This window comes from Methylocystis sp. SC2, from assembly GCF_000304315.1.
Classification (GTDB): domain Bacteria; phylum Pseudomonadota; class Alphaproteobacteria; order Rhizobiales; family Beijerinckiaceae; genus Methylocystis.
Window position 1 is genome coordinate 3,003,896 of record NC_018485.1, and the last position, 16,675, is coordinate 3,020,570.

The 16,675-nt window shown below is 64.4% G+C and carries 15 protein-coding genes; 5 read left to right on the forward strand and 10 right to left on the reverse strand.

Going from position 1 to position 16,675, the window contains the following annotated elements; translation table 11 throughout:
* Positions 1-64 precede the first annotated feature (64 nt).
* A complete protein-coding gene (gene parE, locus BN69_RS14535) occupies positions 65-2,080 on the forward strand; it encodes a DNA topoisomerase IV subunit B (protein WP_014892394.1) in 2,016 nt (671 codons plus the stop codon).
* Between the two features lie 160 nt (positions 2,081-2,240).
* Positions 2,241-3,308 (forward strand): sensor histidine kinase, encoded by a 1,068-nt coding sequence (locus BN69_RS14540; RefSeq protein WP_014892395.1) that lies wholly within the window; start codon positions 2,241-2,243, stop codon positions 3,306-3,308.
* On the opposite strand, the gene BN69_RS14545 is transcribed toward BN69_RS14540, so the two are convergent.
* From BN69_RS14545 to BN69_RS14570, 6 genes are all read right to left on the reverse strand, one after another.
* On the reverse strand, positions 3,289-4,656 hold the full coding sequence (locus BN69_RS14545; RefSeq protein WP_014892396.1) for a DUF2252 domain-containing protein: 1,368 nt from the start codon (positions 4,654-4,656) through the stop codon (positions 3,289-3,291). The genes BN69_RS14540 and BN69_RS14545 overlap by 20 nt on opposite strands.
* 62 nt (positions 4,657-4,718) lie before the next feature.
* Positions 4,719-5,111: a (deoxy)nucleoside triphosphate pyrophosphohydrolase gene (locus tag BN69_RS14550; protein WP_014892397.1), complete on the reverse strand. Its 393-nt coding sequence runs from the start codon at positions 5,109-5,111 to the stop codon at positions 4,719-4,721.
* A gap of 17 nt (positions 5,112-5,128) precedes the next feature.
* Positions 5,129-5,647: a carboxypeptidase-like regulatory domain-containing protein gene (locus tag BN69_RS14555; RefSeq protein ID WP_014892398.1), complete on the reverse strand. Its 519-nt coding sequence runs from the start codon at positions 5,645-5,647 to the stop codon at positions 5,129-5,131.
* A gap of 144 nt (positions 5,648-5,791) precedes the next feature.
* Positions 5,792-7,039 (reverse strand): bifunctional glutamate N-acetyltransferase/amino-acid acetyltransferase ArgJ, encoded by a 1,248-nt coding sequence (gene argJ / locus BN69_RS14560; RefSeq protein ID WP_014892399.1) that lies wholly within the window; start codon positions 7,037-7,039, stop codon positions 5,792-5,794.
* 203 nt (positions 7,040-7,242) lie between these two features.
* On the reverse strand, positions 7,243-8,145 hold the full coding sequence (locus tag BN69_RS14565; RefSeq protein WP_014892400.1) for a peptidylprolyl isomerase: 903 nt from the start codon (positions 8,143-8,145) through the stop codon (positions 7,243-7,245).
* A gap of 125 nt (positions 8,146-8,270) precedes the next feature.
* Positions 8,271-11,228, reverse strand: coding sequence for a bifunctional [glutamine synthetase] adenylyltransferase/[glutamine synthetase]-adenylyl-L-tyrosine phosphorylase (locus BN69_RS14570; RefSeq protein WP_014892401.1), 2,958 nt, complete (start codon positions 11,226-11,228; stop codon positions 8,271-8,273).
* A gap of 316 nt (positions 11,229-11,544) precedes the next feature.
* Here BN69_RS14570 and BN69_RS14575 point away from each other — a divergent pair, with 316 nt between their 5' ends.
* Together BN69_RS14575 and BN69_RS14580 are read left to right on the forward strand one after the other, a co-directional pair.
* The gene (locus tag BN69_RS14575) at positions 11,545-12,393 is read left to right on the forward strand and encodes an ATP-binding protein (RefSeq protein WP_014892402.1); all 849 of its coding nucleotides are present in this window, start codon (positions 11,545-11,547) and stop codon (positions 12,391-12,393) included.
* Between the two features lie 113 nt (positions 12,394-12,506).
* The gene (locus BN69_RS14580) at positions 12,507-13,019 is read left to right on the forward strand and encodes a hypothetical protein (protein WP_014892403.1); all 513 of its coding nucleotides are present in this window, start codon (positions 12,507-12,509) and stop codon (positions 13,017-13,019) included.
* A gap of 293 nt (positions 13,020-13,312) precedes the next feature.
* Here the strand turns inward: BN69_RS14580 and nth are convergent, their stop codons facing one another.
* Positions 13,313-14,014, reverse strand: coding sequence for an endonuclease III (gene nth / locus BN69_RS14585; protein WP_014892404.1), 702 nt, complete (start codon positions 14,012-14,014; stop codon positions 13,313-13,315).
* Positions 14,015-14,062: 48 nt separating this feature from the next.
* On the opposite strand from nth, the gene BN69_RS14590 reads away from it, so the two are divergent.
* Positions 14,063-14,554 carry a DUF2244 domain-containing protein gene (locus tag BN69_RS14590; RefSeq protein ID WP_014892405.1) on the forward strand — a complete coding sequence of 164 codons (492 nt, stop codon included), beginning with the start codon at positions 14,063-14,065 and terminating at the stop codon, positions 14,552-14,554.
* A gap of 32 nt (positions 14,555-14,586) precedes the next feature.
* Here the strand turns inward: BN69_RS14590 and BN69_RS14595 are convergent, their stop codons facing one another.
* From BN69_RS14595 to BN69_RS14605, 3 genes are all read right to left on the reverse strand, one after another.
* A complete protein-coding gene (locus BN69_RS14595) occupies positions 14,587-15,228 on the reverse strand; it encodes a DedA family protein (protein WP_014892406.1) in 642 nt (213 codons plus the stop codon).
* Between the two features lie 108 nt (positions 15,229-15,336).
* Complete coding sequence (locus BN69_RS14600) at positions 15,337-15,696, reverse strand: hypothetical protein (protein ID WP_014892407.1); 360 nt, start codon at positions 15,694-15,696, stop codon at positions 15,337-15,339.
* A gap of 441 nt (positions 15,697-16,137) precedes the next feature.
* Positions 16,138-16,578 (reverse strand): VOC family protein, encoded by a 441-nt coding sequence (locus BN69_RS14605; protein ID WP_014892408.1) that lies wholly within the window; start codon positions 16,576-16,578, stop codon positions 16,138-16,140.
* Positions 16,579-16,675 lie beyond the last annotated feature (97 nt).

A 16,675-nucleotide genomic window follows, 5' to 3' on the forward strand; every position in this document is an offset into this window, starting at 1 on the left:
CGGCCAGGCGAGGGCGCTTGCGCCGCGCCGGCCCACAGTGTCGCGAATCGCGCTAATATCGCCCATGGCTTCAAAACCCGATCTGTTCAGCGGCGCGCCGCGCAAGGCGCCTGCGTCGAAACCCGCCCCGAAGCGCGGGCCGGCGGAATATTCCGCCGCCTCGATCGAAGTGCTGGAGGGGCTCGAGCCCGTCCGCCGGCGCCCCGGCATGTATATCGGCGGCACCGACGAGGCGGCGATGCATCACCTCTTCGCCGAGGTGCTGGACAACGCCATGGACGAGGCCGTCGCCGGCCATGCGACCTTCATCGAAGTGACGCTGGAAACTGACGGCTGGCTTACCGTCAACGACAACGGCCGCGGCATTCCCGTCGATCCGCATCCGAAATTTCCCAAGAAATCGGCGCTGGAGGTGGTGATGACCACGCTCCACGCGGGCGGCAAGTTCGATTCAGGCGCCTATCAGACCTCCGGCGGCCTGCACGGCGTCGGCGTCTCGGTCGTCAATGCGCTGTCCGAAAAGCTCGACGTCGAGGTGGCGATCGCCGGCCAGCTTTACGGCCAGGAGTTTTCGCGCGGCCTGCCGCTCGGCAAGCTCAAGACGCTCGGCCGCGTCAACAACCGGCGCGGCACCAAGGTGCGCTTCAAGCCCGACGCCCAGATTTTCGGCGCCGGCGCGCATTGGAAGCCGGCGCGGCTCTTCCGCATGTCGCGGTCCAAGGCCTATCTCTTCGGCGGCGTCGAAATTCGCTGGCGCTGCGATCCTTCGCTGATCGACCCCGGCGCGGACACGCCGACGGAGGCGGTGCTGCGCTTTCCCGGCGGCCTGAAGGATTATCTGGCGCGCGAAATCCATGGGAAGGAACTTGTCGCCGATCAGCCCTTCGTCGGCAAGATCACGCGCGAAGGCGGCCATGGCTCGCTGGAATGGGCGGTCTCCTGGCTCGCCGAGGATGACGGCTTCGTCCATTCCTATTGCAACACCATTCCGACGCCGGACGGCGGGACGCATGAAGCGGGTTTTCGCGCCGCGCTCCTGAAGGCGCTCAAGGATCACGCCGAGCGGGTCGGACAGGCGAAGCGCGCCAAGGACATCGGCGCCGACGATCTCATGGGCCAGTCGGCCGCGATGATCTCGGTCTTCATTCGCGAGCCGGAGTTTCAGGGCCAGAACAAAAGCCGGCTGATGAGCGCCGAGGCGGCGCGCATCGTCGAAAGCGCGGTGCGCGACGCCTTCGACCATTGGCTCGCCGGCGCCCCCTCGCAGGCCAATAAGCTCCTGGATTTCGCCGTGGAGCGCGCCGAGGAGCGCCTGCGCCGGCGCGCCGAGAAGGACATCGCCCGCAAGACCGCGACCCGCAAGCTGCGGCTGCCCGGCAAGCTCGTCGACTGCACGAATAATTCGGCGCAGGGCTCGGAACTGTTCATCGTCGAAGGCGATTCCGCCGGCGGTTCGGCGAAGGAGGCGCGCAACCGCACGACGCAGGCCATTTTGCCGTTGCGCGGCAAGATTTTGAACGTCGCCTCGGCGACGAAGGACAAGCTCCTCGCCAATCAGCAGCTCGCCGATCTGACCCAGGCGCTCGGCTGCGGACTGGGCGCGCATTACCGCGACGAGGATCTGCGCTACGAGAAGGTCATCGTGATGACCGACGCCGACGTCGACGGCGCGCATATCGCCTCGCTGCTCATCACCTTCTTCTATCGGCAGATGCCGCGCCTCATCGAGAACGGCCATCTCTATCTGGCGCAGCCGCCGCTCTATAAGCTCACGCAAGGCGCGAAGACCGTCTATGCGCGCGACAATGAACATCGCGAGGAATTGATCGCCAAGGAGCTGACCGGCAAGGGAAAAATCGAGACCGGCCGCTTCAAGGGGCTGGGCGAGATGAGCGCGGCTCAGCTCAAGGAAACGACGATGGATCCGAGCAAGCGCACGCTGCTCAAAGTCGTCGTCGAGCCGGAAGATCGCGAGGAGACTGCGGACTGCGTCGAGCGGCTGATGGGCAACAGGCCGGAAGCGCGCTTCGCCTTCATTCAGGAGCGCGCCGCTTTCGCGACGGAACTCGTGGATATCTAGTCCAAGGCGATCGAACGCCGAAACATACGCGAAAGCGGGTTTGCTCATACTTCGAGGCGGCGTATGAGGCCGCCTCAGGGAGAGGAAACCCTTCGCCAAGCCTCTCGCGCGCGGACGCATCTGGGAGTATGCTGGTGTCCTCCCAACAGACAGGCGCCGCGTGACAGACACGGAAATTCGCCCAACGACGACCGAGGATGCGCGCTCCGCGCGGTCCTTCTGCGACGAGCAGGCCTTCGCCCTGGAGCGGATGCAGCTCGCGCTCGACGCCGGGCGCACCGGCATCTGGGATTGGAACCTCCTGACCGGCGAAGTGCATATCGACGAGCGCGTGCGCCGCTTATGGGGCCTTCCCGAGGGCGTTCCGGCAAGCTTTGAAATCTTCCGCAGCGCGCTGCATCCGCAGGACAAGAAGCGTACGAAAGAGGCTGTCGGCGTCGCGCTCGATCCCACCCACGAGGGCGACTACGAGATCGAATATCGCGTGATCGGTCAGACCGACCGCATTGAGCGCTGGGTCTCGGTGCGCGGCCGCACTTTTTTCGACGAAGGCCGCGCGGTCCGCATTCTCGGCACCGCGCGCGACATCACGCCGCGCAAGCAGCGCGAGCAGCATGTGCGCGTGCTCCTGCGCGAACTCGTGCATCGCTCGAAGAACCTGCTCGCCGTGGTGCAGGCGATGTCGCGGCAGACGGCCGCCGGTTCGCCCTCGGTCGAAGATTTTCAGCGCAAATTCGGCGCCCGCCTGCAGGCGCTGTCGATGGCGCATGATCTGCTCGTGTCGCAGGATTGGCGCGGCGCCTCGATGCGCGAATTGGTGCGCGCTCAACTCGCCTATTGCATGGACGTGCCGCAGGGCGACGTGACGTCCCGCGCGACGATCGATGGCCCGAAAATCATGCTGAAGCCGGAGGCGGCGCAGAACATCGGCCTCGCGCTGCATGAACTCGCCACGAACGCGCTAAGCTTTGGCGGCCTGTCGCGGCCGGACGGCGCCGTCTCGCTGACATGGCGGTTCGAGGACGGTCGGCTCAATATTGAATGGCGCGAGAGCGGCGGCCCCGCGGTGGCGATGCCGCCGCGCGAAGGCTTCGGCCATAAGGTCATCAAGCGACTTGTCGCGCAGGCGCTGGATGGGACGGCGACGCTCAACTTTCCGCCCGACGGATTGATCTGGACTCTGTCAATACCGGCGAGCTACGCGACCGTCAGGGACGTGCAGGCGTAGCGCCCTGCTGCGCGCAAAAGGCTTTGTAGTCTTCGGCGTTCTGACGCGCATAGAGCATCGCGAAGGACGCGAGCGCGTCGTCGAACGCCTCGCTTTTCCCCATGTATCCCGAAAGAGTCGCCGCATCGGTGGAACGCGCATGCGCGCGCGCCAAGGCGCGTCCGCACAATTTGGCGTAATCCAGCAGGTCGTGGCGTTGCATCAGTTCGGTAAGATCGCCGAGACGGCGCGTCTTCAGCTGACGCATGTAGAATTCTCGCTGCGAAGCAGGGTCGCGCGTCGGGCCGAGAAAAACGTCGGTCGCCGCCTGCATCATGCGTTGGCCTCTGACGACGCGCTCGCCCTGAACGCCAGGCCAGACGCCAAGGCCAAAGCGCTCAAGCACGGACCGCTTTGCTTCTTTCACCTGGATGTACAAGGGCTCGTCGTCCGGGCTCATAAACAGCGCGATCGTGCAATAGGTTCCGAGGCTGCCGACGCCGACGGCTTTGAAAGCGATGTCGCACAGACGGTAGCGGCCCAATAAAGCGGCGACGTGCGGCGGCAAATTCGCGAATGCGGCGGCGATGAGCCCGTTGACATCGAATTGGTTGGCGACGCCTTCGTCGAAGTGAAAGAGCCGCGGCGGCCGATCCTCGATTCGCAAGGCGCCGTTTGCTCCCTTCGCAATCTTCGGAAAGTCGTCGGCGTGGTCGTCTTCGTCCCCACGCGCCGACTGAGCGGCGCGTGCAACGGCGGAAAGAACTCGGTTACGGAGCTCCGCGAGGACGTCGCGTAGCGGCACGCGCGTGTTCCAGGCCTGGAGCGGCGACACGGCGGCGAGTTCCGTCACGGCCCTGCGATAGGCATTAAGAGCGGCCCGCGCCATTGATCTTGAGTCGCGCTCGCTCTTACCTGCGCAAAGCGCCGCGACGACGACGCTTGTCGCGAAGCGGCGCAGATCGACCGTGACGTCCGCATCGGGCAGCGTCTCGTCGAAATCATTCAGATCGAAGAGCGGATGTCCTTCCGGCGAAACGAAGGCGCCGAAATTCATGAGATGACAGTCGCCGCAGACCTGCGCGCGAATTCCTGGGGCCGGCTGCGCAGAAAGATCGGCGGCCATGACATCGGCGGCGCCGCGTAGAAAAGCATGCGGCGATTTGGCCATCGACTCGCGGCGAAGCGGAAGCAGGGATTGAATGCGGTCGCGCTCGGTCTCGGCGATGATCGCCGCCGCATTCCGGTTGGGGGCGGGCGTAAAGTCCCCCAGCGACTCGCGGGGGACGATCTTGCGCAGGGTCTTGCCTGCCGCGTAGCGCGCGCGACGGTTGGAGCTTTCTGTATGCGCAGCGCCTTCAATGATCATGATCAGGAAGTCCTTCAGCTCATGACAACGCACAAAAAATTCCGGTCAGCCGGCTGTCGCGCTCATCCCAGCAGATCGATCAGCGGACCGATCAGCGGCGCGTCGGCGGGCGGCATCGGATAGTTGCGCAGATCGCGCGCCCGCGCCCATTTCACCGCCTGGCCTTCCATCGGCGAAATAAAGCCCTCCCACTTACGGCAGACGTAAAGCGGCATCAGAAGATGGAAGTCGTCATAGGCGTGGCTCGCGAAGGTCAACGGCGCGAGGCAGGGCGCGCAGACCCGCACGCCAAGCTCCTCTTCGAGTTCGCGCGCGAGAGCGTCTTCCGGCCGTTCGCCGGGATGTAGCTTGCCGCCGGGAAACTCCCATAGACCGGCGAGCTGCTTGCCCTCGGGACGCTGCGCGATCAGCACGCGATTGTCGGCGTCGACGAGCGCCGCCGCCACGACGAGCAATAGAGTCACAGGCGCGCTCAATTGCCGGAGAGAACGACTTTCACCGGGCCGTTTTCCTTGCCGGTGAGCGTCACTTCTTCATACATCGCGCCGCCTTCAGGCGCGAGCGCATCCTTCGGCTTCCAGATGAGCTGGGTGGTAAGATAGTAGCGTCCGGGCGCGACATTTTCGAAGGTGAATCGCCCATTCGACTCCGTCGTCGTCGTGCGGGTCAGAGAGGCGTATTGCGTGTCCGGCTCGACCTTCGGAATTGACGCGGCCGGCAGGAATTTCACCGACCCGTAAAAATTCTTGATGCGGGTCTGGGCATAGGTCGTGGCCGGTATCAGCCTCACGGTTTCGCCGGCGGCGTAGCGCACGTTCGATCCCGAACCATCGCGCAGAAAGGCCTGTCCGGCGATGACGCCCCTGCCGGGCGCCCTGATGTAATTCGCCTGCGAGGGATCGAAGCCAACGCTTGGCGACGGACCACGCGCGGCGTTGCAGGCTGAGAGCAGTACGAGCGGCGCGGCGAAGAGAAGCTTGACGCAACGCATGACAATAACGCTCCACCAGAACGCAGGTCGCACACTTTGACCGGCGCCGACGCCCACCCCCCGCGGATCAGACCGGCGAGGCGGCTTCGGCGACGATCAGGCAATCTAGCACGTCATGCATCGTTCTGACGACTGCGACGGCGGTCAGCTCCGGTAGTCGCCGTTGATCGCGACGTATTCCTTGGTGAGATCGCAGGTCCACACGGTCGCCGCGCCTTTGCCCAGTCCAAGATCGACGTTGATGACGATGTCGTCGCGCTTCATGAGCTGCGACACTTCCGCTTCGTCATAGTCGGGGTCGCGCAGACCCTTGTGGGCGACGCGCACGCCGCCGAACCAGATCGCCAGCCTGTCGCGGTCGGCGCGCTCGCCGGCCTTGCCGACCGCCATGACGATACGGCCCCAATTGGCGTCTTCGCCAGCGATCGCCGTCTTCACGAGCGGCGAATTGGCGATGGAGAAGGCGACGCGCTTCGCCGCCTTGGCGCTGTCGGCGCCCGTCACCGTCACCTCGACGAATTTGCGCGCGCCTTCGCCGTCCTTCACCACTTGATGGGCGAGATCGAGCAGCACGGCGTCGAGCGCACGCTTGAAGTCGGCGAGCCGCTTGTCGTTCGCCTTTTCGATCTTCGGCGCGCCGCGTTTTTTCGCCGCGCCGGTGGCGAAGAGCAGCAGCGTGTCGGAGGTCGACGTGTCGCCGTCGACGGTGATCGCGTTGAAGCTGCCCTTGACGCCGCTCTCGAGCATCGCCTGCAGCGCCTCGGCGCCGATGACGGCGTCGGTGAAGACGAAGGCGAGCATCGTCGCCATATCGGGCGCGATCATGCCCGCGCCCTTGGCGAAGCCGCTGATCGTCACTTCGACGCCGGCGATCGTCGCCGTGCGGGTCGAGAGCTTCGGATAGGTGTCGGTCGTCATGATGGCGCGCGCGGCGTCCAGCCAGCCGTCGGGCCGCGCCTCTTGCGCGAGCTTCTCAAGCACGCCATCGAATTTATGCGCGTCGAGCGGTTCGCCGATGACCCCCGTGGAGGCCAGAAAAATCTGGCGCTCGGGCGCGCCGGTCGCCACGGCGGCGAGCTTCGCGGAGAATTTGACCGCCTGTGCGCCGGTCTTGCCGGTGAAGGCGTTGGCGTTTCCGGAATTGACCAACAGGGCGCGCGCCTTGCCGCCCTTCAGCTTGTCGCGGCACCAGTCGACCGGGGCAGACGGACATTTGGACCTGGTGAAGACGCCCGCGACGGCGGTTCCCGCATCGACCAACGCCAGCATGACGTCGGTGCGTCCGGCGTAGCGCACGCCCGCGGCGCCGACGCCGAAGCGAACGCCCTCGAGCGGCGGGATTTCGGGCGCGGATTTTGGCGCAAGCGGCGAGACAGGGGCGTCATGAGCCATAGCGGAGCCTTGTCGGTGGAGTGGACCTGCGGCTGGGTTTGCCCGGCGCTACGGCTCCGCGTCAAGGCCGACTTGGGGCGGTCTCGGGCAGATCGCTGTCCCTTGAGGGGAGAGTCGCGCCGTCACCCGCGCGGGCGCCCCGCCCGGAGATGCTTCGCGCTTCAACCCTCCCCCCATCAGGGGGAGGGCGAAGGGCTCGGCGCTCACTTCTTCTTGGGGTCGGCCGGCTTTTGCGTTGGGGCCGCCGGCTTGGCGCCGGGCGAACCCTCCGCCGGCGCGTCGGAACGTTCGATCTTGGCGCCCTCGCGCAATTTCATGACGAGTTCGCTCTGCGCCTTCTGCACGACATAGCGGGCGACCTGATCCTTCACCTCACTGAGCGGCGGAAAAACTTTCGGGCGCTTCTCGTCGAGCTTGATGATGTGCCAGCCGAATTGCGTCTTGATCGGATCGGAGACCTGACCCGGCTCCAATTTCGCCGCCGCGTCGCCGAACTCCGGCACCATGCGATCCTTCGTGAACCAGCCGAGGTCGCCGCCCTTGGCGCCGGGGTCCTTGGAAAGTTCGGTCGCCACCTTGCCGAAATCCTCGCCGGACTTGACGCGCTTCAGCGCGGCTTTCGCCTCTTCTTCGGTCGGCACCAGAATGTGGTGCGCGTGATATTCGGTTTCGGGCTTCTGGTTCTTCGCCGCTTCGTCATAAGTCTGCTTGACGGCTGCTTCAGTCGCCGCATTTTTGGCGACGTCGCCGAGCAGCGTCTCCATCAGCGCCTTGTCGCGCAGATAGGCGAGCTTCTTGGCGAATTCCGGCGTCTCGGCGAGCTTGTCGGCCTGCGCCTTCTGCACGACGAGCTGCTCGTCGATGAGGAAGTCGAGCACATAGGTTTCGCGCGCCTTGCCTTCGAGCTGACGCGGAATGGCGGGGCCAAGATCCTCCATCGCGAGCTTCAGGTCCTCGTCGGTGATCTCGACGCCATTGACCTTGGCGAGGGTTTTCGCGACCGCAGATGTCGCGCCGACGGCGCTCATCGCCAGCAGGGCGGCGAGCGCGGTCGCTCCGAGCGCGGCGCGGGCCAGAGAACGCGCATTCTTGCGGGCGTGAGACATGATGTGCTCCAAAAAGAGGCCAGAACGGCCCTGAACAAAAGCGGCCGTCGCCGCCGGCGGGAAATGCTCCTGCGCGAGGAATCCGGCGTATCTATGCCCGAGGACGCGGTTCTGACAACTCCCGGCTAGGCCGAAACCGGACGTTCGGCCACTTCGCCGACGACGCTCGTGAAAATTTCCCGGGTTCGCTTCTGCGTGTCGGCGAGCAGGGCTTCGAGATTGGAAAGATCGGGCGCGTCGCCGACGCGCAGCAACAGCTCCGTCAATCCGCGCGGCGCATCGGCGGGACGGAAAGCGTCGTCGATGGCGAGCCGCAGCAATTGCGTCAGCCCTTGATAGAGCTTTGAGGCGTCCGTCAGCGCGTCCGCCGCGCCTGCGTCGAGAAATCCGGCGTCTTTCACGCGCTGCAGGGCGACCGTGGCGTTCGTTGAAAAAAGCTCGGGATGCTGCGGGCCATGCAGCAGCATCAAATATTGCGCGATAAACTCGACGTCGATCAATCCGCCGGGGACCTGCTTAACCTCCCAGGGGCTCGTCGCGCCCTTTTCCTTTTCGATCCGCCGCCGCATGGACAAGACGTCGTCCTTGAGTTTTTGGGCGTCGCGAGGATGCGTCAGCGCCGTGCGGATCGCCGCTTCGACCCGAGTCGTGAACGCCTCGGGACCCGCGACGACGCGGGCGCGGGTCAAGGCCATGTGCTCCCATGTCCAGGCTTCATGCGCCTGATAGTCCGAAAAGGCGGCGAGACTGACGGCGAGCGGCCCGCTGTTGCCGGACGGGCGCAAACGAAAATCCACCTCATAGAGCAGGCCTTCGGCCGTGGGAGCCGAAAGGGCGCTGATCAGCCTTTGCGTGAGGCGGCCGTAATATTGCTGCGTTGAAATCGGCCGTCCGCCGCCCCGTGATTCCGCCAGCGGGTCGGCGTCATAGAGCAGCATCAGATCGAGATCGGACGCGGCCGTCATCTCGCAGCCGCCAAGCTTGCCCATGGCGACGATCGCACACGCGCCGCCATCGATCGATCCATGCGTTTTGGCGAATTCCTCGCAGACCCGCGCGAAGAGCCGGGCGATCAACGTTTCGGCGAGCCGGGTATAAGCGAAGCCGGCCTCAGCGACCGACACAGATCCGGTCAGAATGCGCACGCCGATGAGGAATTTCTGCTCCTGTCCGAAGATGCGGGCGCGGTCGAGCGCGTCTTCATAGGACCACGCCTCGGCGAATTGCGCGGCAAGGCGCTGCTCCAGCTCGCTTTGCGTCGGCACCGTCTCGAAAAACGCCGGCTCCATCAGCGCATCGAGCACGCGCGGGCGCCGGGAGATCGTTTCGGCGAGCTTGGGCGCCGCGCCCGTAATCGCGGCGAGGAGTTTGAGAAGCCGCGGCTGCGAGACGAGCAGGGAAAAGAGCTGCACCCCCGCCGGCAGTTTCGAGATGAGCCTGTCGAAAGCCAGAAAGGCGGCGTCGGCGTTCTCCGTCGCGGCGATGGCTTCGAGCAGGATGGGCGTCAGCTCCGTCAGCCGCTCGCGCGCGACGGTCGAACGCGTCGCGGCGTAGCGGCCGAAATGCCAGCCGCGGATGGTCGCCGTCACCGTCCTGGGGTTGGCGAAGCCCATATTGGCGAGGGTCTCGATCGTGCCCGGATCGTCGTCGTCGCCGGTGAAGACGAGATTGCCGGCCGAGGACGTCAGCTGCGGCGCGCTTTCGAAGAGCTTCGCATAATGGCTCTGCACCAGTTCGAGCCGCTTCAGCAGCGCTTCGGCGAAATCGGCGTAGCCTGAAAACCCCATCATGCGGCCGATGACGGCGACGCCCTCTTCAGTCTCGGGCAGCGTGTGTTTCTGCTCGTCGGCGACCATCTGGATGCGATGCTCGACGTCGCGCAAAAAGAGATAGGCTTCGCGCAGATCGTCGCGCGCCTCGCGCGCCACCCAGCCGCTCTCGACGAGCTGATCGAGCATCGCCAGCGTCGAGCGCCCGCGCAGGCGCCGATCGCGCCCGCCGGTGATGAGCTGCTGCGTCTGCACGAAGAATTCGATCTCGCGAATGCCGCCGCGGCCCAGTTTGATGTTGTGGCCGGCGACGGCGATCGCGCCATGTCCCTTATGCGCGTGGATCTGCCGCTTGATCGAATGCACGTCGGCGATCGCGGCGAAGTCGAAATATTTGCGCCAGACGAAGGGCGCGAGCTCCTGCAGGAATTGCTCGCCGGCGAAAATGTCGCCCGCGACCGGCCGCGCCTTGATATAGGCGGCGCGCTCCCAGTTCTGACCCATGCTTTCGTAATAGCTCAGCGCCGCTTCGAGCGGGATGGCGATCGGCGTCGCGCCCGGATCGGGACGCAGCCGCAGATCGGCGCGAAACACATAGCCGTCGGCGGTGCGCTCGCTCATGATCTTGACGATCCGCTTCGTCAGTCTGACGAATAAATCCACATCCTCCGACGGTTCGGCGAGGCGCACGCGCGAACGGTCGAAGAAGACGATGAGGTCGATGTCGGAGGAGTAGTTCAGCTCAAAGGCGCCGCCCTTGCCCATGCCCAGAAAAATCCATCCGGATCCGCGTTCCGGATCGCGCTGATCGGCGAGTTCGATCTTGCCGGCGAGCGCGGCGGCGCGCAGCGTGAAGCGAATGGCGGCGGAAAGCGTGGCGTCGGCGATCCGCGTCAGCGCCCGCGTCGCCTCCGGCATGTCCCAGACTTTGGCGAGATCGGCGAGCGCGATGACGAGCGCGGCGTCCTGCTTCGCGAGCCGCAGCAGGCGCATCAGCTCGGCTTCGTCTTGGGTTTCGATGTTTCGCGCGTCTTCGATCAGCGCCTCGACGCGCTGCGCGGGATCGCTGATGAGGATGCGGGCGAGCCGCGCCGGATCGCGGGCGGAAAGGTCGGTCAGATAGGGCGACGCGCCAAACACGCCGAGAAGCAGGTCTTGCGCCTTCGGCCGCTCCCCCAGCAGCCCCGCAAGCGCGCCATTGGCGGCGCCGTCCCTCTCCAACACGCGCGCCAGCGCCGCTTCGGCCTTCTCGACGTCGAGAGGCGCGATGAAGACCTTGGCGCGGTCGAGAAGGGCGTTGGCGTCCGAGGTCAAATTGATTTGCCTTTCAGGGCGTCGAGAGCGGTTTTGCGCCGGGATATAAATCCGGCTATGCGGTAAATCAGCTTTGAGAGTCGACAGGCGATCGTCAACGGAAAAAGCAGCCGGACCCTCGTCCTTCGAGACGGCTCCTGCGGAGCCTCATCAGGAGGAGGCTCCTTGGTTCCGCAGAAGGAACAGGCTTCACGGCGTCATTGTGGTCTCGACGCTGAGTGAAGCAGCGCCCAACAAGCTCCCTCATTCTGAGGAGCGTGCGGAGCGCGCGTCTCGACGGACGAACGAGCTGGGCGCCAATGATGAGAAGGATTTCATGTCGCAAGAGGATGTCGCACAGTTGCTCGCCCGCATCGCCGGGGCGCTGGAGCGTCTGGCGCCGCCGCCGCCCTCCGCGCCGGATTTCGCCGCCGCCGAGGCCTTCGTCTGGCGCGCGGCGGGAGGGGCGTTCCATCCCGTCCGCCGGATCAACCGCGTCGACCTGGCGCTGCTCAAGGGCGTCGACCGTCAGCGCGACATGCTTTTCGCCAACACCAGCCGCTTCGCGCAGGGGCTTCCCGCCAACAACGCGCTGATGTGGGGCGCGCGCGGCATGGGCAAATCCTCGCTGGTGAAGTCGATTCACGGGGCGCTGGCCGAGACGGGGCTGAAACTCATCGAAATCCATCGCGAGGATATTGAAGCGCTGCCCGCGCTGCTCGGCGCGCTGGCGCAGGCGCCCTTCCGCTTCATCGTCTTTTGCGACGACCTTTCATTCGACGGCGCGGAGACGAGCTACAAGGCGCTCAAGACCGCGCTCGAAGGCGGCGTCGAAGGGCGGCCGGAGAATGTGCTGTTTTACGCCACGTCGAATCGCCGCCATCTGTTGCCGCGCGACATGATGGAAAACGAAAGCGCCACCGCAATCCATCCCGGCGAGGTGATCGAGGAGAAGATTTCGCTCTCGGATCGCTTCGGACTTTGGATCGGCTTTCACAATTGCAGCCAGGACGACTATCTGGCGATGGTCTTCGGCTACGCCGACCGCTTTGGCCTCGGCGCGCCCGAAGCGACGATCCGCGCCGAGGCGCTGGAGTGGTCGATCACCCGCGGCGGCCGTTCCGGCCGTGTCGCCTGGCAGTTCGTGCAGGATCTCGCCGGACGCTTGGGGAAAGAATTGTTCTAAGATCGTCCGGCGTTTACGCGGTCACGCCGGACGTCGCCCCGGTTTTATTATCGCCCTCGCTAGCTTTCGTTCCGCATTAGCCTTAGCCTGAGCTGGGGTGAAAAGGGGGCAGCATGAGCTTCAAACGTACTGCGCTTATCTCGACCACGATGTTTCTGTCGCTGGTTTCTCTTTCGGAAAGCGCCTTTGCTTTCTGCGGCGTCTTGCAGGCGTCGGCCAGCGGCTATTCCAGGGAGGACGCGCTTTCGAAGGCCAACAACAAGGGACTGGTCGAGGTTCGAAGGCTTGAGGCGAATTATGGACGCGGCGCCGTTCATTACCAGCCCGCGGTGTCTTCCTGCCGGGAAGGCGGGAGGGTGAGTTGCTTCATTTCCCAAAAATTCTGCGTCGACAGCGGCCAGCGACAGCGGCCGGGTCGCGGCGAGGAAGGCCATTCGATGCATGGCTGCCCGCCGGGCACGCGGCCCATTCCGGAAACCGACAATTGCGTTCCGGTGCGCAAACGAACGAGCGAATTTGAAAGCCAGCCATGGAAAAAGCCGGGTTGCCGGACCTGGAAGCAGAGCTGCGACAGGGGCGACGCCCGGGCCTGCGGAAGATATGAGTCGACCTGCCAGGTCAATTGACGCGAGAACATTGCGAGACGCCTGCGCGGCAGGCGTCTCGGATCGCCTCTGGCGGATTAATAGGGACGCTCCGGCGTGCATTCCGCGCTCGTGCATCGCGGTTTGTAGGCATAGGGGATCATGGCGGCGACAAGCAGCAAGCCGCCCATAATGATGATCGCCATTCTGTAATTCATCGCGGTTCCTCTCCGACAGCGTCCGGCCCTTCGGCGTGATTCGAAGAAATCCCACGTCGCCCGCGGGGCGTCTGTGACTTTGTCCTCATCGCCGCATGGGCTGCCGGGATCAAAAGATCAGATCGTCTTGGCTTTGAACCGGCAGAGATCGGCGATCAGGCAGCGCGGGCATTCCGGCCTGCGCGCCTTGCACACATAGCGTCCGTGCAGAATGAGCCAGTGATGCGCGTGCAGAAGATATTTGTCTGGCACGATGCGCTCCAGTCCCGCTTCGACCTCTTCGGGCGTCTTGCCGCTTGCGAGCGGCAGCCGGTTGGAGACGCGAAAAATATGCGTGTCGACCGCGATCACCGGCTCGCCGAAGGCGACATTGAGCACGACATTCGCGGTCTTGCGGCCGACCCCGGGGAGCGCCGACAGTTCCTCGCGCGTGCGCGGCACGTCTCCGCCATGCCGTTCAATCAGCAATCGCGACAGGGCGACGATATTTTTCGCCTTGGCGCGGTAGAGGCCAATCGTTTTGATCAGCTCGCGCACGCGCTCTTCGCCGAGCGCCGCCATCTTGGCGGGCGTGTCGGCCTGCGCGAAGAGCGCCGGAGTCGCCTTGTTGACCCCGGCGTCGGTCGCTTGCGCGGACAGCACGACGGCGACGAGCAGCGTGAAGGGGTTTTTGTAACCGAGTTCGGTCTTGGGTTCCGGATTCGCGGCCGCAAGACGCGCAAAAATCTCTGCGATGCGCGCAGCTTCGGCGGCCGCCGGCCGCCGCCCGGCGCGCGGTTTTTTAGCGACGCGCGCGCGCTGACTGATTGTTTCCGCCATGGGCGCGTTATAACTTTTAGAATCTGAGGGACAAAGCCGGCAGGAGAAATGTCCGACCCCTTCGAGCGGAAAATTTACGAAGCGCGGCTGACGCCGCATCGGTCGATGACGCCGCACGCCTTCTATCTTTTCATTTTGATCTTCTGTTTCGGACAGCTGCTGTTCGCGCTGCCGTTCTTCTTCATGGGCGCCTGGCCCGTCGCCGGCTTCATGGGCCTCGATGCGGTCGGACTCTATCTCGCCTTCCGCGTCAGCTTCCGCGCCGCCCGCAGTCATGAGACGCTCGACCTCACGCCGCTGGAGCTCGTTTTCGCGCAGATCGGCGCGCGCGGACAACGAAAGGAATGGCGCTTCAACCCTTCCTGGGTGCGGCTTGAACAAACGATCCACGAAGAATTCGGGACCGAGCGGGTGGCCCTGATCTCGCGCGGCGAATGCATCGAGATCGGCGCCTTTTTGGGGCCGGATCAGAAAGCGGAGCTGGCGCGCGAACTCAACCGCGCGCTCATCGACGCGCGCATGGGCGCGCGTTTCGGCTAGAACGCGCTGCATCCCGCCCCAAGCGGCAAGATCTAGCGTCGCTGGCTCAGCATCGCGTCGGCTTCCCGCATCAGCCGCGCCTCGTGCCGCTTATAGTAGCGCCAAAGCACAAACAGGCCGACGGCGAGCCCGCCGGCGAGGGCCATTGCGATGGGACCCTCGATTTTTTCGAAGCCGGCCGTGAGGTAATAAGCGCCAAAGCCGAATACGCAGGCCCAAACGATTCCGCCCGACGCGTTATAGATGAAGAAGCGGCCTGGCGGCAGATGGTTTGCGCCGGCGAGCGAGGCCGCGAGAATGCGCAGCAATGCGATGAAGCGGCCGAAAAAGACGATTGCGCCGCCCCAACGATAGAAGAGATATTGGCCCAGGCGCAGCTTTTCCGGCCCGAGCCCGACATGATGGCCGTAGCGTTCGAGAAGCTTCGTTCCATACTCCCGCCCCAGCCAATAGCCGAGATTGTCGCCGACGATCGCGCCGGCGGCCGCCGCCACGACAATATTCTCGATGGCGATCGCTCCGGAGAGCCGCGCGTAAATCGCCGCGCCGACGAGCATGGTTTCTCCGGGCAGCGGAATGCCGGCGCTTTCCAGCGCCACGACGAGAAAGATCGCCCAGTAGCCATAGGTCGAGAGGATGGCGGCGATCTGCGCCTGATCGAGAAAATGCGTCATCCATGGCCCGGAAAGTATCCGCTTCCGCGACTCTCATGTAGGCCAAAACGCGCGAATGGCGACGTCGCCGAAACGAGGCCGCCATTCAAAAACGTCGATCAGACAGGATCAGTGATATTGCAGCGCAGTCTCTCGCGCGGCGCTGAAGGCGTAGGGCGGGGTCGCCGCCATAGCCTCGCTGTCCAAGAAGAAGGGGTCGCGCTCCAGCGTCACTTGGAGGACCTCCCGCAATCCTCTGAGCAGAGGCTGGTCGTCGCGCACAACCTTCACGCGAAGCGCCTCTTGCGCGGCTTCATCCGACCGGCTCGCGAAATCGCGCACCGCCATCGCGACGAATTTGCCAACGCTGACGCCTTTCTCTTCCGCCGCCGCGCGAACGCGCTCAGCGAAGCCGCCGCCAATGCAGGCCAAGGCGGCATGCGCAACCTTGTCGTTCGAGCAGGAATTGATCAGATCCACGATGACCATGACGACCTCCGCCCTTGAACGTTCCATGTTTCGGAACCCTTTGTTGGCCGCGGTGATCTTTATCCCGCGACATCAGTTTTCCTGGCGCCATGAGAGGCGCCGGTTTCCGCCAAACTATCCAGTCAAGCTGAACGTTATCTGTATAATTGCTGAAAAAATTCCGCATCCGACGAGCGGATGGGATATCTCAAGCCCGGCGAACAAGGCTGTCGGCGCCAGAGCCGAGAGACGTTCGCTCCCCATGCCGTGCGCTGCTGCCTTCTAACTGAAAGCCGTGACAGCTTCGCGACGAAGTTCGCCAGCATTTCAACAACATAGTGAACAGGCCGAGCTGAGGCCACAGCACGACTCCTGACTCAACTCATGGCTAGAGCAATGGTTCCGAGCAGCCAAAAAATTCGTAGCTGCGGCGCAATAGATCGCGCCGCGCCGCGGAAATCCTCACCAGGCGCCGATGTTGGGCGCCGAAGCCCAGGGTTCCATCGGCGGCAGCGGCGCGCCTTTTTGCAACAACTCGATGGAGATCAAATCCGGCGTTCGCACGAAGGCCATATGGCCGTCGCGCGGCGGCCGATTGATCGTCACGCCCGCCGCCTGCAGCCGCGCGCAGGCCTCGTAAATATTCTCGACGGCGAAGGCGATGTGGCCGAAATTGCGCCCGCCGGCATATGCGTCTTCGTCCCAATTATGGGTGAGTTCGATCATCGGCGCGCCGGTTTCCTTGGCTTGCGCGGCGTCCTCGGGCGCGGCGAGATAGACGAGCGTATAGCGCGCCTTTTCGTTCTGAGTGCGGCGCACCTCCTGTAGCCCAAGCGCGCCGCAAAAAAACGCCAGCGCGCGGTCGAGGTCGCCGACTCGGATCATGGTGTGCAGAAATTTCATATGCGGCTCCTATCTGATGCGTCCGCCATAATAGCGTTCCACGGCGCGGATTTGCGCCCGCGCCGGGCGCCTGCTAGAGCGCTGGCGCTCCCAAACG